At 54.8% G+C, this 18,707-nt stretch carries 16 protein-coding genes; 12 read left to right on the top strand and 4 right to left on the bottom strand.

Going from position 1 to position 18,707, the window contains the following annotated elements:
- Positions 1 to 171: 171 nt before the first annotated feature.
- The 10 genes from yiaK to araD all read left to right on the top strand — a co-directional run bounded on the left by yiaK (position 172) and on the right by araD (position 9,193).
- The gene (gene yiaK / locus ABVM99_RS16650; RefSeq protein WP_000861183.1) at positions 172 to 1,170 is read left to right on the top strand and encodes a 3-dehydro-L-gulonate 2-dehydrogenase; all 999 of its coding nucleotides are present in this window, start codon (positions 172 to 174) and stop codon (positions 1,168 to 1,170) included.
- A gap of 11 nt (positions 1,171 to 1,181) precedes the next feature.
- Entirely contained in the window at positions 1,182 to 1,646 is a 465-nt protein-coding gene (locus ABVM99_RS16645; RefSeq protein ID WP_023194860.1) for a YhcH/YjgK/YiaL family protein, read from the top strand.
- Between the two features lie 23 nt (positions 1,647 to 1,669).
- On the top strand, positions 1,670 to 2,602 hold the full coding sequence (locus ABVM99_RS16640; protein WP_023194861.1) for a DUF4862 family protein: 933 nt from the start codon (positions 1,670 to 1,672) through the stop codon (positions 2,600 to 2,602).
- A gap of 138 nt (positions 2,603 to 2,740) precedes the next feature.
- Entirely contained in the window at positions 2,741 to 3,214 is a 474-nt protein-coding gene (gene yiaM / locus ABVM99_RS16635) for a 2,3-diketo-L-gulonate TRAP transporter small permease YiaM (RefSeq protein ID WP_000832316.1), read from the top strand.
- A gap of 2 nt (positions 3,215 to 3,216) precedes the next feature.
- Positions 3,217 to 4,494, top strand: a complete 1,278-nt coding sequence (gene yiaN / locus ABVM99_RS16630) for a 2,3-diketo-L-gulonate TRAP transporter large permease YiaN (protein WP_000301822.1) — start codon at positions 3,217 to 3,219, stop codon at positions 4,492 to 4,494.
- Positions 4,495 to 4,505: 11 nt separating this feature from the next.
- Entirely contained in the window at positions 4,506 to 5,492 is a 987-nt protein-coding gene (yiaO, locus tag ABVM99_RS16625; RefSeq protein WP_000766337.1) for a 2,3-diketo-L-gulonate TRAP transporter substrate-binding protein YiaO, read from the top strand.
- A gap of 3 nt (positions 5,493 to 5,495) precedes the next feature.
- The gene (locus tag ABVM99_RS16620) at positions 5,496 to 6,992 is read left to right on the top strand and encodes an FGGY-family carbohydrate kinase (RefSeq protein ID WP_023194862.1); all 1,497 of its coding nucleotides are present in this window, start codon (positions 5,496 to 5,498) and stop codon (positions 6,990 to 6,992) included.
- Positions 6,989 to 7,651 carry a 3-keto-L-gulonate-6-phosphate decarboxylase UlaD gene (gene ulaD / locus ABVM99_RS16615; protein WP_023194863.1) on the top strand — a complete coding sequence of 221 codons (663 nt, stop codon included), beginning with the start codon at positions 6,989 to 6,991 and terminating at the stop codon, positions 7,649 to 7,651. The genes ABVM99_RS16620 and ulaD overlap by 4 nt, the downstream gene beginning before the upstream one ends.
- Positions 7,644 to 8,504, top strand: a complete 861-nt coding sequence (locus ABVM99_RS16610; protein WP_001244035.1) for an L-ribulose-5-phosphate 3-epimerase — start codon at positions 7,644 to 7,646, stop codon at positions 8,502 to 8,504. Before ulaD ends, ABVM99_RS16610 begins: the two co-directional genes overlap by 8 nt.
- The gene (gene araD / locus ABVM99_RS16605) at positions 8,498 to 9,193 is read left to right on the top strand and encodes an L-ribulose-5-phosphate 4-epimerase (RefSeq protein ID WP_000893174.1); all 696 of its coding nucleotides are present in this window, start codon (positions 8,498 to 8,500) and stop codon (positions 9,191 to 9,193) included. Before ABVM99_RS16610 ends, araD begins: the two co-directional genes overlap by 7 nt.
- 160 nt (positions 9,194 to 9,353) lie before the next feature.
- Here araD and ABVM99_RS16600 read toward each other — a convergent pair whose 3' ends face one another.
- Positions 9,354 to 10,169, bottom strand: coding sequence for a helix-turn-helix domain-containing protein (locus ABVM99_RS16600; protein ID WP_000891816.1), 816 nt, complete (start codon positions 10,167 to 10,169; stop codon positions 9,354 to 9,356).
- Between the two features lie 263 nt (positions 10,170 to 10,432).
- On the opposite strand from ABVM99_RS16600, the gene ABVM99_RS16595 reads away from it, so the two are divergent.
- Positions 10,433 to 12,388, top strand: a complete 1,956-nt coding sequence (locus tag ABVM99_RS16595) for a glycoside hydrolase family 127 protein (RefSeq protein ID WP_023194986.1) — start codon at positions 10,433 to 10,435, stop codon at positions 12,386 to 12,388.
- A gap of 173 nt (positions 12,389 to 12,561) precedes the next feature.
- On the opposite strand, the gene aldB is transcribed toward ABVM99_RS16595, so the two are convergent.
- Positions 12,562 to 14,100, bottom strand: coding sequence for an aldehyde dehydrogenase AldB (gene aldB / locus ABVM99_RS16590; RefSeq protein WP_000183988.1), 1,539 nt, complete (start codon positions 14,098 to 14,100; stop codon positions 12,562 to 12,564).
- A 168-nt stretch (positions 14,101 to 14,268) separates the two neighbouring features.
- On the opposite strand from aldB, the gene ABVM99_RS16585 reads away from it, so the two are divergent.
- Positions 14,269 to 15,150 (top strand): ROK family protein, encoded by an 882-nt coding sequence (locus ABVM99_RS16585; RefSeq protein WP_001188269.1) that lies wholly within the window; start codon positions 14,269 to 14,271, stop codon positions 15,148 to 15,150.
- A gap of 284 nt (positions 15,151 to 15,434) precedes the next feature.
- Here ABVM99_RS16585 and selB read toward each other — a convergent pair whose 3' ends face one another.
- Positions 15,435 to 17,285, bottom strand: a complete 1,851-nt coding sequence (selB, locus tag ABVM99_RS16580; protein ID WP_000582395.1) for a selenocysteine-specific translation elongation factor — start codon at positions 17,283 to 17,285, stop codon at positions 15,435 to 15,437.
- On the bottom strand, positions 17,282 to 18,673 hold the full coding sequence (gene selA / locus ABVM99_RS16575) for an L-seryl-tRNA(Sec) selenium transferase (RefSeq protein WP_000200188.1): 1,392 nt from the start codon (positions 18,671 to 18,673) through the stop codon (positions 17,282 to 17,284). Before selA ends, selB begins: the two co-directional genes overlap by 4 nt.
- Between the last annotated feature and the right edge of the window lie 34 nt (positions 18,674 to 18,707).

Genomic DNA, 18,707 nt, shown 5'->3' with positions numbered 1-18,707 from the left:
ACGATATCAGCATAAAAAACATAAGCCGATGATTTTAATCGTTTTTAAAAACCTTCTCTGGCGTTGCCATGTCAATTTTTGATCTATATATTTGGAACTGCATTTCGCATTATGAAATTTATAGACAAAAAAACATACTAAATTTTCTAACAATCGACCAGGAGAACAGGGATGAAAGTAGCTTTCGAAGAGTTAAAAGGGGCCTTCTACCGCGTCTTGCGGTCGCGGAATATTGCGGAAGATACCGCCGACGAGTGCGCGGAAATGTTCGCTCGCACCACCGAGTCCGGTGTCTATTCCCACGGCGTGAACCGTTTTCCCCGCTTCATCCAGCAACTGGATAACGGCGACATTATTCCTGATGCTAAACCGCAGCGAGTTACCAGCCTCGGCGCCATCGAACAGTGGGATGCTCAGCGCGCTATCGGCAACCTGACGGCGAAAAAGATGATGGACCGGGCCATCGAGCTGGCTTCCGATCATGGTATTGGCCTGGTGGCGTTACGTAATGCTAACCACTGGATGCGCGGCGGCAGCTACGGCTGGCAGGCGGCGGAAAAAGGCTATATCGGCATTTGCTGGACCAACTCCATCGCCGTCATGCCGCCGTGGGGGGCGAAAGAGTGCCGTATCGGTACCAATCCGCTGATCGTCGCCATCCCGTCTACGCCGATCACGATGGTGGATATGTCGATGTCGATGTTCTCCTACGGAATGTTAGAAGTTAACCGTCTGGCGGGCCGCGAACTGCCGGTGGATGGCGGTTTCGACGATAACGGTCAGTTGACCAAAGAACCGGGCGTTATCGAGAAAAATCGCCGCATTTTACCAATGGGTTACTGGAAAGGATCTGGTCTGTCGATTGTGCTGGACATGATTGCCACCCTGCTTTCCAACGGTTCTTCCGTTGCCGAAGTGACCCAGGAAAACAGCGATGAGTATGGCGTCTCACAGATTTTCATCGCCATAGAAGTGGATAAGCTGATCGATGGCGCAACCCGCGATGCCAAACTGCAGCGGATTATGGATTTCATCACCACTGCTGAACGCGCCGACGACAACGTCGCGATTCGGCTGCCCGGCCACGAATTTACCAAATTGCTGGATGACAACCGCCGTCACGGTATCACCATTGACGACAGCGTCTGGGCCAAAATTCAGGCGCTGTAAGGAGCCACATCATGATTTTTGGACATATTGCGCAGCCTAATCCGTGCCGGCTACCGTCGGCCATAGAGCAGGCGCTCGATTTCCTGCGCAATACGGACTTTCGCACGCTGGAACCTGGCGTAGTGGAAATCGACGGCAAAAATATCTTCGCGCAGATTATCGATATGATCACCCGCGATGCTGCTGAAAATCGTCCGGAAGTCCATCGCCGCTATCTGGATATTCAGTTTCTGGCATGGGGCGAAGAGACAATTGGGGTTGCCATTGATACCGGTAATAATCAAATCAGCGAGTCATTATCAGAACAGCGCGATATTATTTTTTATCACGACAGTGAACATGAATCATTCATTGAAATGATACCGGGAAGTTATGCCCTGTTTTTCCCGCAGGATGTTCATCGTCCCGGTTGTAATAAAAGCATTGCTACGCCGATACGGAAAATAGTCGTAAAAGTCGCCATAGACGTTTTATAAAATAGAGTTTACTGGAGCACAAAATGAAAAATAATACCGGTTATATTATCGGTGCGTACCCTTGTGCACCCTCATTTCACCAGAAGAGTGAAGAGGAAGAGACGGAATTCTGGCGGCAACTCTCTGATACTCCGGATATCCGGGGGCTGGAGCAGCCTTGTCTTGAACATCTTCACCCGCTCGGCGACGAGTGGTTATTGCGCCATACACCAGGGAACTGGCAAATCGTGGTCACCGCGATAATGGAAACCATGCGCCGCCGTAGCGAAAACGGCGGTTTTGGATTAGCGTCCAGTGACGAGGAACAGCGTAAAGCCTGCGTGGAATACTACCGTCATCTTTATCAGAAGATAAATAAACTCAATGCGAAAACCCCCGGCAAAGTTATAGCCCTTGAGCTTCATGCCGCCCCACTGGCGGGCAATCCGAACGTAGCGCAGGCAACCGACGCCTTTGCGCGCTCATTAAAAGAGATTGCCAACTGGGACTGGTCCTGCGACCTGGTGCTTGAACACTGCGACGCGATGACCGGCCCCGCACCGCGCAAAGGATTCTTACCGTTAGTAAACGTACTGGAAATTATTGCCGACTATGACATAAGCGTCTGCGTTAACTGGGCGCGCTCGGCTATTGAAGGGCGGGATACCTCTCTACCGCTGATCCACACGCAGCAGGCCAAACATGCTGGAAAACTCGGGGCGCTGATGTTCTCCGGCACGACACAAAGCGGAGAATACGGCGAATGGCAGGACCTCCATGCTCCGTTTGCACCTTTCTGTCCACAAAGCCTGATGACGGAGAAACATGTTAAAGAACTCATTACCGCCGTAGCTCCCGATCTGTTGCAGTTTACCGGTATTAAATTGTTGGAAATCAATGCCAGCGCCGATATTAATCACCGCATCAATATATTACGCGATGGTATTAACATGATGAAAAAGGCCACACGCCGCTAACCTGAATTAAACATCATCACCTTAATTCTCGGCCTGCAATTCAACGTTGCGCCGACCTAATATAAACCAAACATAAGAAATTAAGTTCCACTATTCAGCATCGAAAGAAATAAGTTTCTATAACCTGATGGAGTCGTTATGAAGCGGGTACTTGAGGGCATACTTGCGGTATTAATTGCCGTACTTTCCTGCATTGTATTTATTAACGTTATTTTACGTTACGGTTTTGAGAGCAGTATTTTGTCGGTAGATGAACTATCACGTTATCTATTTGTATGGCTGACGTTTATTGGCGCCATCGTTGCATTTATGGATAACGCTCACGTTCAGGTCACTTTTGTGGTGGAAAAACTTTCGCCAGCGAATCAGCGTCGACTCTCGCTGCTGACGCATTCACTGATTTTATTGTTATGCCTCGCATTAGGCTGGGGCAGCCTGCAAAAAGCGTTGCAGGACTGGAGCGATCACTCGCCAATCCTCGGTTTACCGATCGGCCTGATGTATATCGCCTGTCTGCCCACAAGCGTTGCTATCGCGTTAATCGAGCTGCGTCGGCTTTATCACTTAATAACGCGTAACGATTCCTTTCAACAACCACAGCAAGGAGCCTAATCATGGCCGTGGTGATATTTCTCTGCTGCCTGCTCGGCGGGATCGCGATAGGTTTACCCATCGCCTGGTCGCTGCTGCTTTGCGGCGCTGCTCTGATGGCATACCTGGATATGTTTGACGTGCAGATTATGGCGCAAACCCTGGTTAACGGCGCGGACAGTTTCTCCCTACTGGCCATTCCCTTTTTTGTTTTGGCCGGTGAAATCATGAACGCGGGCGGCCTGTCAAAGCGAATTGTCGACCTGCCGATGAAGCTGGTCGGCCATAAGCCCGGCGGCCTGGGCTACGTGGGCGTCATTGCAGCAATGATTATGGCCAGCCTTTCCGGCTCTGCGGTAGCAGATACCGCTGCGGTCGCCGCGCTGCTGGTGCCGATGATGCGCTCCGCAAACTACCCGATCAACCGCTCCGTTGGGTTAATCGCTTCCGGCGGGATCATTGCGCCAATTATTCCACCCTCAATTCCTTTTATTATCTTCGGCGTTTCCAGCGGCTTGTCGATCAGCAAGCTGTTTATGGCCGGGATCGCACCGGGCATCATGATGGGCGCGGCGCTTATGCTCACCTGGTGGTGGCAGGCTGGGCGATTAAATCTCCCTTCTCAGCCTAAAGCAACACCGCGTGAAATCTGGCAATCATTGGTTTCAGGTATCTGGGCGCTGTTTTTACCGGTGATTATTATCGGCGGCTTCCGTTCCGGACTTTTCACGCCAACGGAGGCAGGGGCGGTTGCCGCGTTTTACGCCCTCTTTGTCGCCGTGGTTATCTATCGGGAATTAACGTTTTCCAGTCTCTACCACGTGCTGGTCAATGCCGCCAAAACGACGTCAGTCGTCATGTTTCTGGTGGCCGCGGCTCAGGTATCCGCCTGGCTGATTACGATCGCGGAGTTACCCATGATGGTGTCAGATTTGCTGCAGCCGCTGGTCGACTCTCCGCGACTCTTATTTATCGTCATTATGATCTCAATTATGGTCGTCGGTATGGTGATGGATTTAACGCCAACGGTGTTAATTCTTACCCCTGTATTATTGCCATTAGTTAAAGAAGCCAATATTGACCCGATTTATTTCGGCGTCATGTTCATTATTAACTGCTCTATTGGATTAATCACACCGCCCGTTGGCAACGTCCTCAACGTTATTTCCGGGGTAGCAAAATTGAAATTTGATGACGCGGTAAGAGGCGTATTCCCTTACGTTGTCGTACTGATGTCGCTGCTGGTTTTATTTATTTTTATTCCCGAGCTAATTATCACACCGCTTAAATGGATTAATTAAAGGATAATATTATGAAATTACACGTTATTGCTCGTTCATTATTGATAGCTGGTCTGACGGTTTTCAGCGTGTCGTCTCTGGCGGCGCAATCTTTACGTTTTGGTTATGAAACACCGCAAACTGACTCCCAACATATTGCCGCGAAAAAATTTAACGAATTATTAAAAGAAAAAACCAACGGCGAATTAACGCTAAAACTCTTTCCTGACAGCACATTAGGTAACGCCCAGGCAATGATCAGCGGGGTGCGCGGCGGAACCATTGATATGGAAATGTCCGGTTCGAACAATTTCACCGGTCTGGCCCCTGTATTCAACTTACTTGATGTCCCCTTCCTGTTTCGCGATACCGCGCATGCGCATAAAACGCTCGACGGCAAAGTCGGCGATGAACTGAAAAAATCACTCGATTCAAAAGGGTTAAAAGTCCTCGCCTACTGGGAAAACGGCTGGCGCGACGTCACCAACTCCCGCGCGCCGGTAAAAACGCCGGGCGATTTGAAAGGCTTAAAAATCCGCACTAACAACAGCCCAATGAATATCGCGGCCTTTAAAATCTTCGGCGCCAACCCTATTCCGATGCCGTTCTCCGAAGTCTATACCGGCCTCGAAACCCGTACGATTGATGCCCAGGAACACCCTATCAACGTCGTGTGGTCAGCGAAATTCTATGAGGTACAGAAATACCTCTCCCTCACTCATCACGCCTATTCGCCTCTGCTGCTGGTGATCAATAAAGCCAAATTCGACGCTTTAAGCCCGCAGTTCCAGGAGGCACTGCTGAGTTCCGCCAAAGAAGCGGGTGACTATCAGCGCAAACTGGTCGCCGAAGATCAGCAAAAAATTATCGATGGCATGAAAGAAGCCGGAGTTGAAGTCCTGACCGATATCGACCGTAAAGCCTTCAGCGATGCGCTGGGCAGCCAGGTGCGCGATATGTTCCTGAAAGACAACCCGCAGGGCGCCGATCTCCTGAAAGCCGTGGACGAGGTGCAATAAGTCATGAGCAACTACTGGCTGGGGTTAGATTGTGGTGGGAGTTGGCTAAAAGCCGGGTTGTACGATGGCGCAGGCCGGGAAGTAGCGGTGCAACGCCTGCCGCTGCACGCTTTAAGCCCGCAGCCAGGCTGGGTTGAACGCGATATGACCGAACTGTGGCAACAGTGCGGCTCGGTCATCAGCAAACTGCTGGCGCACACGGGGGTGAGCGGCTCACAAATCCGCGGTCTGGGTATTTCCGCTCAGGGTAAGGGCCTGTTCCTGTTAGATAAAAGCGATCGGCCATTAGGTAAAGCGATACTCTCTTCCGACCGTCGTGCCATGGAAATTGTCCAGCGCTGGCAAAAAGAAGCGGTTCCGCAAAAACTCTACCCGCTGACCCGGCAAACCCTGTGGACCGGGCATCCGGTCTCCCTTTTACGCTGGGTAAAAGAGAATGAGCCGCAGCGCTACGCGCAGATAGGCTGCGTCATGATGACGCATGACTATCTGCGCTGGTGCTTAACCGGCGTGAAAGGCTGCGAAGAGAGCAACATCTCCGAGTCCAACCTCTACAACATGGCGACGGGCCAGTACGACCCGCGTCTGACCAAATGGCTGGGCATCAGTGAAATCGATAGCGCGCTGCCCCCCGTGGTGGGTTCAGCCGAAATATGCGGGGAGATCACCGCTCAGGCAGCCGCCATCACCGGTCTGGCGGCGGGCACCCCCGTCGTCGGCGGCCTGTTTGATGTGGTTTCCACCGCCCTTTGCGCCGGTATTGAGGATGAATCAACGCTCAATGCGGTGATGGGTACCTGGGCCGTCACCAGCGGCATCGCTCACGGTCTGCGCGACCATGAGGCCCACCCTTACGTCTATGGCCGCTACGTCAATGACGGACAGTATATCGTTCACGAAGCCAGCCCGACCTCCTCCGGCAACCTTGAATGGTTTACCGCCCAGTGGGGCGACCTCTCTTTTGACGAGATCAACCAGGCGGTCGCCAGCCTGCCGAAAGCCGGTAGCGACCTCTTTTTTCTGCCGTTTCTCTACGGCAGCAATGCCGGGCTGGAGATGACCTGCGGCTTTTACGGCATGCAGGCGCTGCACACCCGCGCCCACCTGCTGCAAGCGATTTATGAAGGCGTGGTCTTCAGCCATATGACCCACCTCAACCGCATGCGTGAACGCTTTACCGACGTTTGCGCCCTGCGCGTTACCGGCGGCCCGGCCCACTCCGACGTCTGGATGCAGATGCTGGCGGACGTCAGCGGGTTACGCATCGAGCTGCCGCAGGTTGAGGAGACCGGCTGCTTTGGCGCAGCGCTGGCGGCCCGCGTCGGCACCGGCGTATATCGCGATTTCCGCGAGGCCCAACGCGACCTGCAGCACCCGGTGCGCACGCTGCTGCCGGACATGACCGCGCACGCCCTCTACCAGCGCAAATACCGCCAATACCAGGATTTGATTGAAGCACTACAGGGCTATCACGCCCGTATTAAGGAGCACGCATTATGAGCCGACCATTACTGCAACTGGCGCTCGACCACACCAGTCTGGAAGCAGCCCAGCGCGATGTCGCCCTGCTACAGGATCATGTCGATATCGTTGAGGCCGGAACCATCCTTTGTTTAACCGAAGGCCTTAGCGCGGTGAAAGCCCTGCGAGCGCAGTGCCCGGAAAAAATCATCGTCGCCGACTGGAAAGTGGCCGATGCCGGTGAAACCCTGGCGCAGCAGGCTTTTGGCGCTGGCGCTAACTGGATGACTATCATCTGCGCCGCACCGCTCGCCACGGTCGAGAAAGGCCACGCCGTCGCGCAATCCTGTGGCGGTGAAATTCAAATAGAACTGTTCGGCAACTGGACGCTGGACGACGCCCAAGACTGGTATCGCGTCGGGGTTCGTCAGGCGATTTACCACCGCGGGCGCGACGCGCAGGCCAGCGGACAGCAGTGGGGCGAGGCGGACCTGGCGCGTATGAAGGCGTTGTCCGACATCGGCCTTGAACTATCGATTACCGGCGGCATTACCCCAGCGGATCTGCCGCTGTTCCGCGACATTAACGTTAAGGCATTTATCGCCGGACGTGCGCTGGCAGGTGCCGCCCATCCGGCGCAGGTCGCAGCCGAATTCCACGCCCAAATTGACGCCATTTGGGGAGAAAAGCATGCGTAATCATCCATTAGGTATTTACGAGAAAGCACTGGCGAAAGATCTCAGTTGGCCAGAGCGGCTGGTGCTGGCAAAAAGCTGCGGTTTTGATTTTGTTGAGATGTCGGTGGATGAAACCGACGAACGTCTCTCACGCCTGGAGTGGACCTCGGCCCAACGCGCTTCGCTGGTGAACGCGATGCTGGAAAGCGGCGTCGCCATCCCGTCGATGTGCCTCTCCGCCCATCGTCGATTCCCTTTTGGCAGCCGCGACGAAGCGGTACGCCAGCGGGCGCGTGAAATCATGACCAAAGCCATTCGCCTGGCGCGCGACCTGGGGATCCGCACCATCCAGTTGGCAGGTTACGACGTCTATTACGAAGAGCACGACGAAGGCACCCAGCAACGTTTCGCCGAAGGGCTGGCGTGGGCGGTGGAACAGGCCGCAGCGGCGCAGGTGATGCTGGCGGTGGAGATCATGGATACCGCGTTTATGAACTCCATCAGCAAGTGGAAAAAGTGGGACGAGATGCTTTCGTCACCGTGGTTCACCGTCTACCCGGACGTCGGCAACCTCAGCGCCTGGGGGAACGACGTCACCGCCGAGCTGAAGCTGGGTATCGACCGTATCGCCGCTATCCACCTGAAAGACACGCTGCCGGTGACCGGTGACAGCCCCGGCCAGTTCCGCGACGTGCCGTTTGGCGAAGGATGCGTTGATTTTGTGGGCATTTTTAAAACGCTGCATGAGCTGAATTATCGCGGTTCATTTCTGATTGAGATGTGGACAGAGAAAGCCAGTGAGCCGGTGCTGGAAATTATCCAGGCCCGCCGCTGGATTGAATCACGGATGCAGGAAGGAGGTTTCACATGTTAGAGCAACTGAAAGCCGAGGTGCTGGCGGCAAACCTGGCCCTCCCGGCGCACGGGCTGGTCACCTTTACCTGGGGCAACGTCAGCGCGGTCGATGAGACGCGCAAGCTGATGGTCATTAAGCCTTCCGGCGTCGAATATGAGGTGATGACCGCCGACGATATGGTGGTGGTAGAGATCGCCAGCGGTAAGGTCGTTGAAGGCAACAAAAAACCGTCGTCCGATACCGCGACCCATCTGGCGCTCTATCGCCGCTATCCGCAGATCGGCGGGATCGTGCATACCCATTCCCGCCATGCGACGATCTGGTCGCAGGCCGGGCTCGATCTGCCCGCCTGGGGCACCACCCACGCCGACTATTTCTATGGCGCGATCCCCTGTACCCGGCTGATGACCGTTGAGGAAATTAACGGCGAGTACGAGTATCAGACCGGCGAGGTGATTATTAAAACCTTTGAAGAGCGCGGTCTCGATCCGGCGCAAATCCCGGCGGTATTAGTTCATTCACACGGCCCGTTTGCCTGGGGTAAAAATGCCGCCGATGCCGTCCACAACGCCGTGGTGCTTGAGGAGTGCGCTTATATGGGGCTGTTCTCGCGCCAGCTGGCCCCGCAGCTACCGGATATGCAGCCTGAACTGCTCGATAAACACTATCTGCGTAAACACGGCGCGAATGCCTATTACGGGCAGTAATGCCGGCAGCCACAGCCTGTGTCAGATGGCGGCTGCGCCTTATCCGACCTACAAGATTTGCAATATCAATACGTTGTGATGAACTCTTGTAGGCCCGATAAGCAAAGCGCCATCGGGCATTCAGTTTGCAACCGCGTTGTCAGAGGGCCAAAGATTATACTCAAGAATTAACGTGTTCCTTACTGTAGCGCCGCTTCCAGGCGGTAGGCGTCAGGCCGGTGTGCTTGCGGAAGATCTGGCGAAAGTAACCAACGTCATTAAAACCGCACCGCTCCGCCACCTCTTTTAACGAACGCGCGTCGCTAATCAGCAACTTTTCCGCCTCGCGCACCCGCTGGCGGTGGATGGCTTCCGTTAGCGTAAGGTGAAATACCCGCCGATAAACGCGTCCCAGATAATCCACATTGCAATGCAGTTCTTTCGCCAGAACCGAGCTGGAAAGCGGCAGGTGATAGTGCGTTCGAATCAACTGCTGTACTTTCCAGGCCAGCGACACGCCAGCGGCCTCGGCGTTTTCATTCTGCCGGGCGTCAACGGTGAGCTGCTGCAAAATCAGCAGCACGATGAACTCCAGCGCCGGGCTGCGCTGGTGCTTTTCCTGCTCGTTCATAAACTGGCGAAAAAGCGCAATCAGCGCCTGCGGATCGGCAACCTGGGTATGCTGCGGCACGGAAAGATGCGTCAGCCAGCGCGGGTCGCTGTCCGGCGCTTTGACCTCAAAATGGAGCCAGTAAAATTTAAGATCGGCGGGAAACTCCTCAACGCCAATATGGCGGCGATGCGGCCAAAGCAACAGGCTTTCCCCGGCTTCGACACAGAAAACACATTCTTCTTCCTGAATTTTCAGGCAGCCTTTTTCCACAAATATAATTTCCCACGATTGCAGACGCCTGGCAGGATGACGCCCAATGCCGCGAGAAATAAATAATCCGCCGTTTTGGACTTTAATCGGTAATGTCATGGATAGTTCGAGCATTAATATGTCATTTCCCGCTCATTCAGCACCGTATTTCATATTAGCTTTTGATTATTAACTAAAAATAGTCATTTCACTCGATCCATCTCACATTTTTAAATACGGGTCGGAATCGTCATCTTTTTTTACTCTTTTATCGCCTTGTCGCTCACCGCTATCTGGGCAAAATGAATCAGGTCATAACGCGAAAATAAAAATTACTGCCATAAAATACCCCGTCAGCGAGGAATATCTATGACCTCTACAGCCTTAAGGAGCACGAAATGAACGTACTGGAAGTCGATCTGCATAAACTGACGGTCAGCGATCCGTTCCTCGGACAGTATCAACAACTGGTTCGCGATGTGGTTATTCCTTACCAGTGGGATGCGTTAAACGATCGTATTCCAGAGGCTGAACCCAGCCATGCCATTGAAAATTTCCGCATTGCCGCAGGCCAGCAGACGGGCGACTTTTACGGCATGGTCTTTCAGGACAGCGACGTGGCGAAATGGCTGGAAGCGGTTGCCTGGTCACTGTGCCAGAAGCCCGATCCCGCGCTTGAGAAAACCGCCGATGAGGTGATTGAACTGGTGGCTGCCGCGCAGTGTGACGATGGCTATCTCAATACGTACTTTACGGCAAAAGCCCCGCAAGAACGCTGGAGCAACCTGGCGGAGTGCCACGAGCTTTATTGCGCCGGGCATCTGATTGAAGCGGGCGTCGCCTTCTTTCAGGCCACCAGCAAGCGTCGGCTGCTAGACGTCGTTTGTCGCCTGGCCGATCATATCGACAGCACTTTCGGCCCTGGCGAAAATCAGCTGCATGGCTATCCGGGCCACCCGGAAATTGAGCTGGCGCTGATGCGTCTGTATGAGGTAACAGAGCAGCCGCGCTATATGATGCTGGCAAGCTACTTTATCGGACAGCGCGGCACCCAACCGCACTTCTACGACGAAGAGTACGAAAAACGCGGCCAAACCTCTTACTGGCATACCTACGGCCCGGCGTGGATGGTCAAAGACAAAGCCTACAGCCAGGCGCATCTGCCAATTTCGCAGCAGCAGACGGCCATTGGCCACGCGGTACGTTTTGTCTATCTGATGACTGGCGTGGCGCATCTCGCTCGCCTGAGCAACGATGAAGGCAAACGCCAGGACTGCCTGCGCCTGTGGAAAAATATGGCGCAGCGTCAGCTGTATATCACCGGAGGCATCGGTTCACAGAGCAGCGGCGAAGCCTTTAGCAGCGATTACGATTTACCCAATGATTCGGTCTATGCGGAAAGCTGCGCTTCAATCGGCCTGATGATGTTCGCCCGCCGGATGCTGGAAATGGAAGCCGATAGCCAGTACGCCGACGTGATGGAGCGCGCGCTGTACAACACCGTCCTCGGTGGTATGGCGCTGGATGGCAAGCATTTCTTCTACGTCAACCCGCTGGAAGTGCATCCAAAATCGTTAAAATTCAACCATATTTACGATCACGTTAAGCCCATTCGCCAGCGCTGGTTTGGCTGCGCCTGCTGCCCGCCGAACATCGCCCGCGTGCTCACCTCCCTTGGTCACTACATCTACACGCCGCGTGCGGATGCGCTGTACATCAATATGTACGTGGGTAACAGCATGGAAATACCCGTTGAAAATGGCGCGCTCAAACTGCGAATCAGCGGGAACTACCCGTGGCATGAGCAGGTGAAGATCGCCATCGACTCTGTGCAGCCGGTACATCACACGCTGGCGCTACGCCTGCCGGACTGGTGCCCTGAGGCAAAAGTGACGCTCAACGGGCTGGAAGTGGAACAGGATATTCGCAAAGGTTATCTGCATATCCGTCGAACCTGGCAGGAGGGCGATACGATAACCCTGACGCTGCCGATGCCGGTTCGCCGCGTGTATGGCAATCCGCTGGCGCGTCACGTCGCCGGTAAGGTCGCCATTCAGCGCGGGCCGCTGGTCTATTGCCTTGAGCAGGCCGATAACGGCGAAGAACTGCATAATCTGTGGTTACCGAAAGAGAGTGAATTCCGGGTCTTTGAGGGCAAAGGGCTTTTTGCGCATAAGATGCTGATTCAGGCTGAAGGCGAGAAGCAAAGCGCCCCAGATGCGCAGCATCAGGCGTTGTGGCACTACGATAACGCGCCGTCATCGCGCCAGCCGCAGACGCTAACCTTCATTCCGTGGTTTAGCTGGGCCAACCGTGGCGAGGGCGAAATGCGGATTTGGGTTAACGAGCGGTAATACTGTGCCGGATGGCGGCTGCGCCTTATCCGGCCTACAAGCTTTGCAATATCAGTACATTGCGATGAATTTTTGTAGGCCCGATAAGCGAAGTGCCATCGGGCATTACCACCAGGCTGATATCAATGCGGTAGGCCCGATAAACGCAGCGCCATCGGGCATTACCTCTTGCGTCAGAACAGCCCCAGCGGCTTATCGGAATAACTCACCAGCAGGCACTTGGTTTGCTGGTAGTGTTCCAGCATCATCTTATGCGTTTCGCGCCCGATGCCCGACTGTTTATAGCCGCCGAACGCCGCATGTGCCGGATAGGCGTGATAGCAGTTGGTCCATACGCGCCCGGCCTGAATGCCGCGCCCCATCTTATAGGCCAGATTGCCGTTGCGGCTCCAGACGCCGGCGCCGAGGCCATACTGCGTATCGTTAGCGATTTCCAGCGCCTCCTCCATGGTTTTAAAGGTGGTTACCGCCAGCACCGGGCCAAAGATCTCCTCCTGAAAGACGCGCATATTGTTCTTACCAAACAGAATGGTAGGCTCAAGGTAATAGCCCTCTTTAAGTTCGCCATCCAGCTCCTTGCGTCGCCCACCGGTCAGAATATCGGCCCCCTCTTTTTTACCGATATCGATATAATTGAGGATAGTCTCAAGCTGGCCGTGGGAGACCTGCGCCCCCATCTGTGTACCGCTATCTAGCGGGTTCCCGCTGCGAATGCTCTCTACCCGGCGAATAGCGCGCTCCATAAAGCGCTCATAGATGGACTCCTGGACCAGCGCACGGCTTGGACAGGTACACACCTCGCCCTGGTTAAAGGCAAACAGGGCAAATCCCTCCAGCGCTTTATCAAAGAACGCATCTTCCTCATCCATCACGTCAGCAAAGAAGATATTGGGCGATTTACCGCCTAACTCCAGCGTTACCGGAATAATATTCTGCGTGGCGTACTGCATGATCTGTTGACCCACTTCCGTCGAACCGGTAAACGCCACCTTCGCGATACGTTTCGAGGTCGCCAGATATTCGCCAATCTCGCCGCCCGCGCCGTTCACGACGTTGACGACGCCCGGCGGTAACAGATCGCCAATGACTTCCATTAACAGCAGAACGGAAAGCGGCGTCAGGCGTGCCGGTTTAAGCACCACACAGTTACCCGCCGCCAGCGCTGGCGCCATTTTCCAGCTTGCCATCAACAACGGAAAGTTCCACGGGATTATCTGCCCCACGACGCCAAGCGGTTCGTGAAAATGGTAGGCCACGGTTTCGCTATCAACTTCGCTGATCCCGCCCTCCTGCGCACGTATACAGGAGGCGAAATAGCGGAAATGATCGATCGCCAGCGGTACGTCGGCGGCGCTGGTTTCACGAATCGGTTTACCGTTATCCCAGGTTTCCGCTGTCGCCAACAGTTCGAGGTTTTGTTCCATCCGATCGGCGATCTTAAACAAGATAGCGGCACGGTCTTGTACTGACGTATGCGCCCACTTATCTTTCGCCTTATGCGCGGCGTCGAGCGCTAAATCGATATCTTTTTTACCGGAGGAAGCGACTTCACATAGCGGCTGGCCGGTCACTGGCGTCAGGTTTTGATAATATTCGCCGTCGGCGGGCGCAACCCAGTCACCGCCAATAAAATTGTCATAGCGGGCTTTTAACTTCAGTGGGTACCCGTATTCACCTGGCTGAATACGTGTTGAAGGGGGATTGTTCGTCATGACCAACTCCTTATTGTAAAGGTACTCCACAAGGGTAGACGGTACTGGTGAATTTTTCGCCAATGGTTTCCCGCTTTACGACAGCAATCACGAATTACTTTCCTTTACGTTTCTCCGTCTGGTTTTAGCCATACTAAACAGGTGCCTGTTTAACGTACGGAGAACACTATGCAGCAATATATCGGTATTGATGTGGGAGGAACTCACGTCAAATATGGCGTGATTAACAGTGACGGCGAAGAATTAACCCATCATCAATTCGATACGCCAGAGGACGCCTCCACGTTTACCCGCAAATGGCAGGATGTGGTGGCGCGTTGCCAACAGGACTATGACATTGCGGCAATCGGGGTCAGTTTCCCCGGCCATATTAATCCCCATAACGGTCATGCGGCAAAAGCGGGCGCGCTGGCTTACCTGGATGACGTCAACCTGATGGAGTTGTTCAGCGGGCTGACCGATCTGCCGCTGGTCGTGGAGAACGACGCGAACTGCGCGGCGCTGGGCGAAATGTGGCGAGGCGCCGGGCAGCATTATGACAATCTGGTCTGCATTACCATTGGAACCGGCATTGGCGGCGGTATTATCGTCGGACGAGAACTGTATCGCGGCGCACATTTCCATGCCGGTGAATTCGGCGTCATGCCGGTCGGGAATAATGGCGAAAGTATGCATAAAATCGCGTCAACCAGCGGATTAATGGCGTCGTGCCGCCAGGCGCTGGCGCTGCCTGCCGAAGAGATGCCGCCTGCGGATGTGATCTTCGAACGAATGGCGACCGATGTTCATCTGCGTGAGGCGGTCAATGACTGGGCGCGTTATCTATCACGCGGCGTTTACAGCGTGATCTCTATGTTTGATCCGGGCGTGGTGCTGATCGGCGGAGGAATAAGCGAACAGGAAAAGCTCTACCCGCTCCTGACGCGGCATCTTGAAACGTTTGAAATGTGGGAGGCGCTCCAGGTGCCGATTCAGCCCTGCCAACTGGGAAATCAGGCGGGCAGGCTGGGCGCCGTCTGGCTGGCGCAGCAAAAGCTCGCCCGAAGCTAACGTGTTACGCCTTATCCGGCCTGCATCGTCTACGCAGGCCCGGTAAGCGTCCGCGCCACCGGGCAAAGGCGTTACATCGCCGCGCGATAAAGTTCCACAATCTCATCGTGAGTCGCCTGACTAAGGCGCAAAGAATATGGGCAAAACTATTCTGATAACAGGTTCACGATGGCTATTTTAAGAAGTCAGAAAAATAAAAAGCACATCTGGTTCATTTCCTGATGTGCTTTTTATAAAGCAACGCAATAATTGTATTGCTTCATTTGTTATTTAATTTAACCATTTCATTCTTTTTGCGGAAATAATAACGCATCACGTAATAAATGATCATTCCCACGACGTCGTGTAAATCCAATCCGGTCAAAATATTCAAGGATCTGAATAGCCAGTTTCCGCCCTACATTCAGCCTGTCGCGAAAATCCGCCGCACACGTTGATCCTCTCTCTTGATCCAGCTCGCGGATCATATTGGCGAAAGCGACAATCCGATCGTTACGATAGTACCGATCTTTTACGATCGCGGTAATGATGCCTTGCTGTGCCGCCTGCCGCAGCACCAGCCGCATCAATTGTTCTTCCGTTCCGGTCTCTTTCGCCAGATCGCGTACCCACCAGGGCTCATCGCCAAATAGCGGTTCGACTTTTTGCCAGACGGCCTGCTGCTCATCGCTAAATCCTGCTTTATGATCCGGCAGATGCAACCAACCGTGATGGCTATGAATCAGGCCGTCGTCGCGCATCCGCTCGATCAGCATCAGGACCAGCGCTTCATCCTCCATTGGCAGGGCCATGCGGCGTAAACGCTCGCGTCCCGGCCCCGGTTCATCGCGGTGCTGTTCGTGGTAGGTCGCCAGCGTATCAAGAATCTTACGCTGCCAGCGGGCGGCGACGGGCGCGCTTAACAGATTGTCTCCGGCCTGGATAAAACCATGTTGCTCAATAAGCTGACGCATACCGACAGGATTAAGCTGACGCGCCCAACCGAAATCCGGCAGGTTGACGGCGCCGCGTTCCAGATGAATGGCCAACGCCGCGCTATCGTCCTGCGCGGCAGCAAGCGTTGAAAGCCAGTGCAAATAATCTGGCTTACGTTTACCGCGACGCGGCGCCTTAAGCGTCACCACGCGTGCGCCGGCAAGGGTGGCGCGTGCGGAAATATCACGCAGCACCAGTCTGTCATTATCGGCCAGCCACAACGGCGTATCAAAGATCAGCTCGGCCAGCCCGCCTTCCAGCAAAGAGACGCGACCGGTCACATGGCTGGCGGCATGGTGAATATGTAGCGGCTGCCATTGGGAAAGCGGCGCATGAAGCGCCAGAGAAACGATCACCCGGGAAAAAGCTTCCCCCACCGGCGCATCGGAAAGCAGCCAGTCGCCGCGGTTAAGCTGCTCCTTCTCCGCATCGCCCGCAATATTGAGCGCAATACGTTGCCCGGCATACGCATGGTCGGTAGGCTGATTTTGCGCGTGTAGACTTCGTACGCGCATCGGCGTATTAACGCCGGTCAACCATAGCGTATCGCCCACGTTTACCTCTCCGCTCAGCGCCGTTCCGGTCACCACCAGTCCCGCCCCTTTCACCGTAAACGCACGGTCGATAGCCAGGCGGAAGCGATGCTGCGCGGCGTGCGAACGTGCAGGAAGCTGCTGTAAATGAGCGCGAAGTTCTGCAATACCGCGTCCTTCATTGGCGGCGGTGACAAATAAAACGGTATCGGCGAAGCCATAGTTGTCGAGCGCCGCCAGTACCTCTTCACGTACTTCACCGATACGCGCCTCGTCCACGCGATCGGCTTTGGTCAGCGCTACGGTGAGCTGGAGATTGCCCGTCAGTTGCAGGATCTGTAAATGCTCGCGCGTTTGCGCCATGACGCCGTCATCACAGGCGACCACCAGCAAAGCGTGATCAATACCGCCTACGCCCGCCAGCATGTTAGAGAGGAATTTTTCATGTCCAGGCACATCGATAAAGCCCAGCACACGACCATCCGGCTGCGGCCAATAGGCGTAGCCCAGATCGATAGTCATCCCGCGTTTTTTCTCTTCCGGCAGGCGATCGGCATTGACTCCGGTAATCGCCTGGAGCAACGTCGTTTTACCGTGGTCTACGTGTCCGGCAGTTGCAATAATCATTTCAGCATCATCTCCATAAACCGGCTTTCGTCTTCAAGACAGCGCATATCCAGCCATAAACGGCCATCATAAATTCGGCCAATGACCGGTACAGGCAGCGTGCGCCAGCGGGCCGCCAGCGCCTCCAGCCGACTACCGCGCCCGTCGTGCGGGGTAAAGGTCATGGCGGCGCTGGGAAGGCGGTCTACCGGTAATGAACCGCTGCCGATTTGCGACAGGCAGGGTTTAACCTCCAGCGCAAATTCATCGCCGTAACGTGCCGCCAGCCGCGCCTGTAACCGCTGCGCTTGTTCGCGAATCGACGCTTCGCTGCGGGTTAACAGACGCAGGGTGGGTAATTTCTCCGCCAACGCTTCCGGGTGCAGATACAGACGTAACGTTGCCTCCAGCGCCGCCAGCGTCATTTTATCCGCGCGCAGAGCGCGTTTCAGCGGATGGCTTTGCAGTTGGGCAATCATCGCTTTTTTGCCGACGATGATCCCGGCCTGCGGCCCGCCCAGCAACTTATCGCCGGAGAAGCTTACCAGGCTGACGCCTGCGGCAATGAGCTGCTGCGGCATCGGCTCTTTGGGTAAGCCATATTGACTTAAATCCACCAGCGAACCGCTGCCCAGATCCGCCACCACCGGAATATCCAGCTCTCGCCCGATTTCCGCCAGTTCCGCTTCCTCTACCGTTTTGGTAAAGCCCTCAATGCTGTAATTACTGGTATGCACCTTCATCAACAGACCGGTATTTTCATTTACCGCCTGACGGTAATCTTTCGCGTGCGTCCGGTTGGTGGTGCCTACTTCATGCAGCGTACAGCCCGCCTGGCGCATAACATCAGGAATACGAAACGCGCCGCCGATTTCGACCAGCTCGCCACGCGAAACCACCACCTCTTTGCCGCTGGCTGTCGCCGCCAGCATCAGCAATACCGCCGCCGCATTGTTATTGACGATACAGGCGTCCTCCGCCCCGGTGATACGGCATAACAGCGTCGCCAGCGCCCGGTCGCGATGCCCCCGCCCGGCGCCATCTAAATCGTATTCCAGCGTCACCGGCGCGCGCATCGCCTGCGTTACCGCCTCAATCGCTTCTTGCGCCTGCAATGCGCGGCCAAGATTGGTGTGCAACACCGTCCCCGTCAGGTTAATCACCGGGCGCAGCGCGCTTTGCGCCGCATTTTCCAGCCGGAGTTTCGCCTCTTGCGCCCAGTCCGCGTACCAGTCGGGAAGTGTTTGCGTATTCCGGATGACGTCGCGCGCGTCGTCAAGCATCCGCCTAAGCAGATCAACCACCTGGGTATGGCCATACCGATCGCGCAGAGAAAGAAAAGCGCTATCGTGCAATAAGCGATCGATAGCAGGAAGCTGGCTGTAGAGTGTACGCGTTTCGCTTGTCATGAAAATGCCTGGCTGTTGGTGGCCCTCTCCTGGC

This window comes from Salmonella sp. SJTUF15591, from assembly GCF_043356435.1.
Lineage (GTDB): Bacteria > Pseudomonadota > Gammaproteobacteria > Enterobacterales > Enterobacteriaceae > Salmonella > Salmonella enterica.
This window is presented reverse-complemented; position numbering and strand designations above follow the sequence as displayed.

What these genes read in the sequence shown, in the direction of transcription:
- yiaK (WP_000861183.1), top strand. Translation starts at nt 172, where the DNA reads ATGAAAGTAGCTTTCGAAGAGTTAAAAGGGGCCTTCTACCGCGTCTTG.
- ABVM99_RS16645 (WP_023194860.1), top strand. Translation starts at nt 1,182, where the DNA reads ATGATTTTTGGACATATTGCGCAGCCTAATCCGTGCCGGCTACCGTCG.
- ABVM99_RS16640 (WP_023194861.1), top strand. Translation starts at nt 1,670, where the DNA reads ATGAAAAATAATACCGGTTATATTATCGGTGCGTACCCTTGTGCACCC.
- yiaM (WP_000832316.1), top strand. Translation starts at nt 2,741, where the DNA reads ATGAAGCGGGTACTTGAGGGCATACTTGCGGTATTAATTGCCGTACTT.
- yiaN (WP_000301822.1), top strand. Translation starts at nt 3,217, where the DNA reads ATGGCCGTGGTGATATTTCTCTGCTGCCTGCTCGGCGGGATCGCGATA.
- yiaO (WP_000766337.1), top strand. Translation starts at nt 4,506, where the DNA reads ATGAAATTACACGTTATTGCTCGTTCATTATTGATAGCTGGTCTGACG.
- ABVM99_RS16620 (WP_023194862.1), top strand. Translation starts at nt 5,496, where the DNA reads ATGAGCAACTACTGGCTGGGGTTAGATTGTGGTGGGAGTTGGCTAAAA.
- ulaD (WP_023194863.1), top strand. Translation starts at nt 6,989, where the DNA reads ATGAGCCGACCATTACTGCAACTGGCGCTCGACCACACCAGTCTGGAA.
- ABVM99_RS16610 (WP_001244035.1), top strand. Translation starts at nt 7,644, where the DNA reads ATGCGTAATCATCCATTAGGTATTTACGAGAAAGCACTGGCGAAAGAT.
- araD (WP_000893174.1), top strand. Translation starts at nt 8,498, where the DNA reads ATGTTAGAGCAACTGAAAGCCGAGGTGCTGGCGGCAAACCTGGCCCTC.
- ABVM99_RS16600 (WP_000891816.1), bottom strand. Translation starts at nt 10,169, where the DNA reads ATGCTCGAACTATCCATGACATTACCGATTAAAGTCCAAAACGGCGGA.
- ABVM99_RS16595 (WP_023194986.1), top strand. Translation starts at nt 10,433, where the DNA reads ATGAACGTACTGGAAGTCGATCTGCATAAACTGACGGTCAGCGATCCG.
- aldB (WP_000183988.1), bottom strand. Translation starts at nt 14,100, where the DNA reads ATGACGAACAATCCCCCTTCAACACGTATTCAGCCAGGTGAATACGGG.
- ABVM99_RS16585 (WP_001188269.1), top strand. Translation starts at nt 14,269, where the DNA reads ATGCAGCAATATATCGGTATTGATGTGGGAGGAACTCACGTCAAATAT.
- selB (WP_000582395.1), bottom strand. Translation starts at nt 17,285, where the DNA reads ATGATTATTGCAACTGCCGGACACGTAGACCACGGTAAAACGACGTTG.
- selA (WP_000200188.1), bottom strand. Translation starts at nt 18,673, where the DNA reads ATGACAAGCGAAACGCGTACACTCTACAGCCAGCTTCCTGCTATCGAT.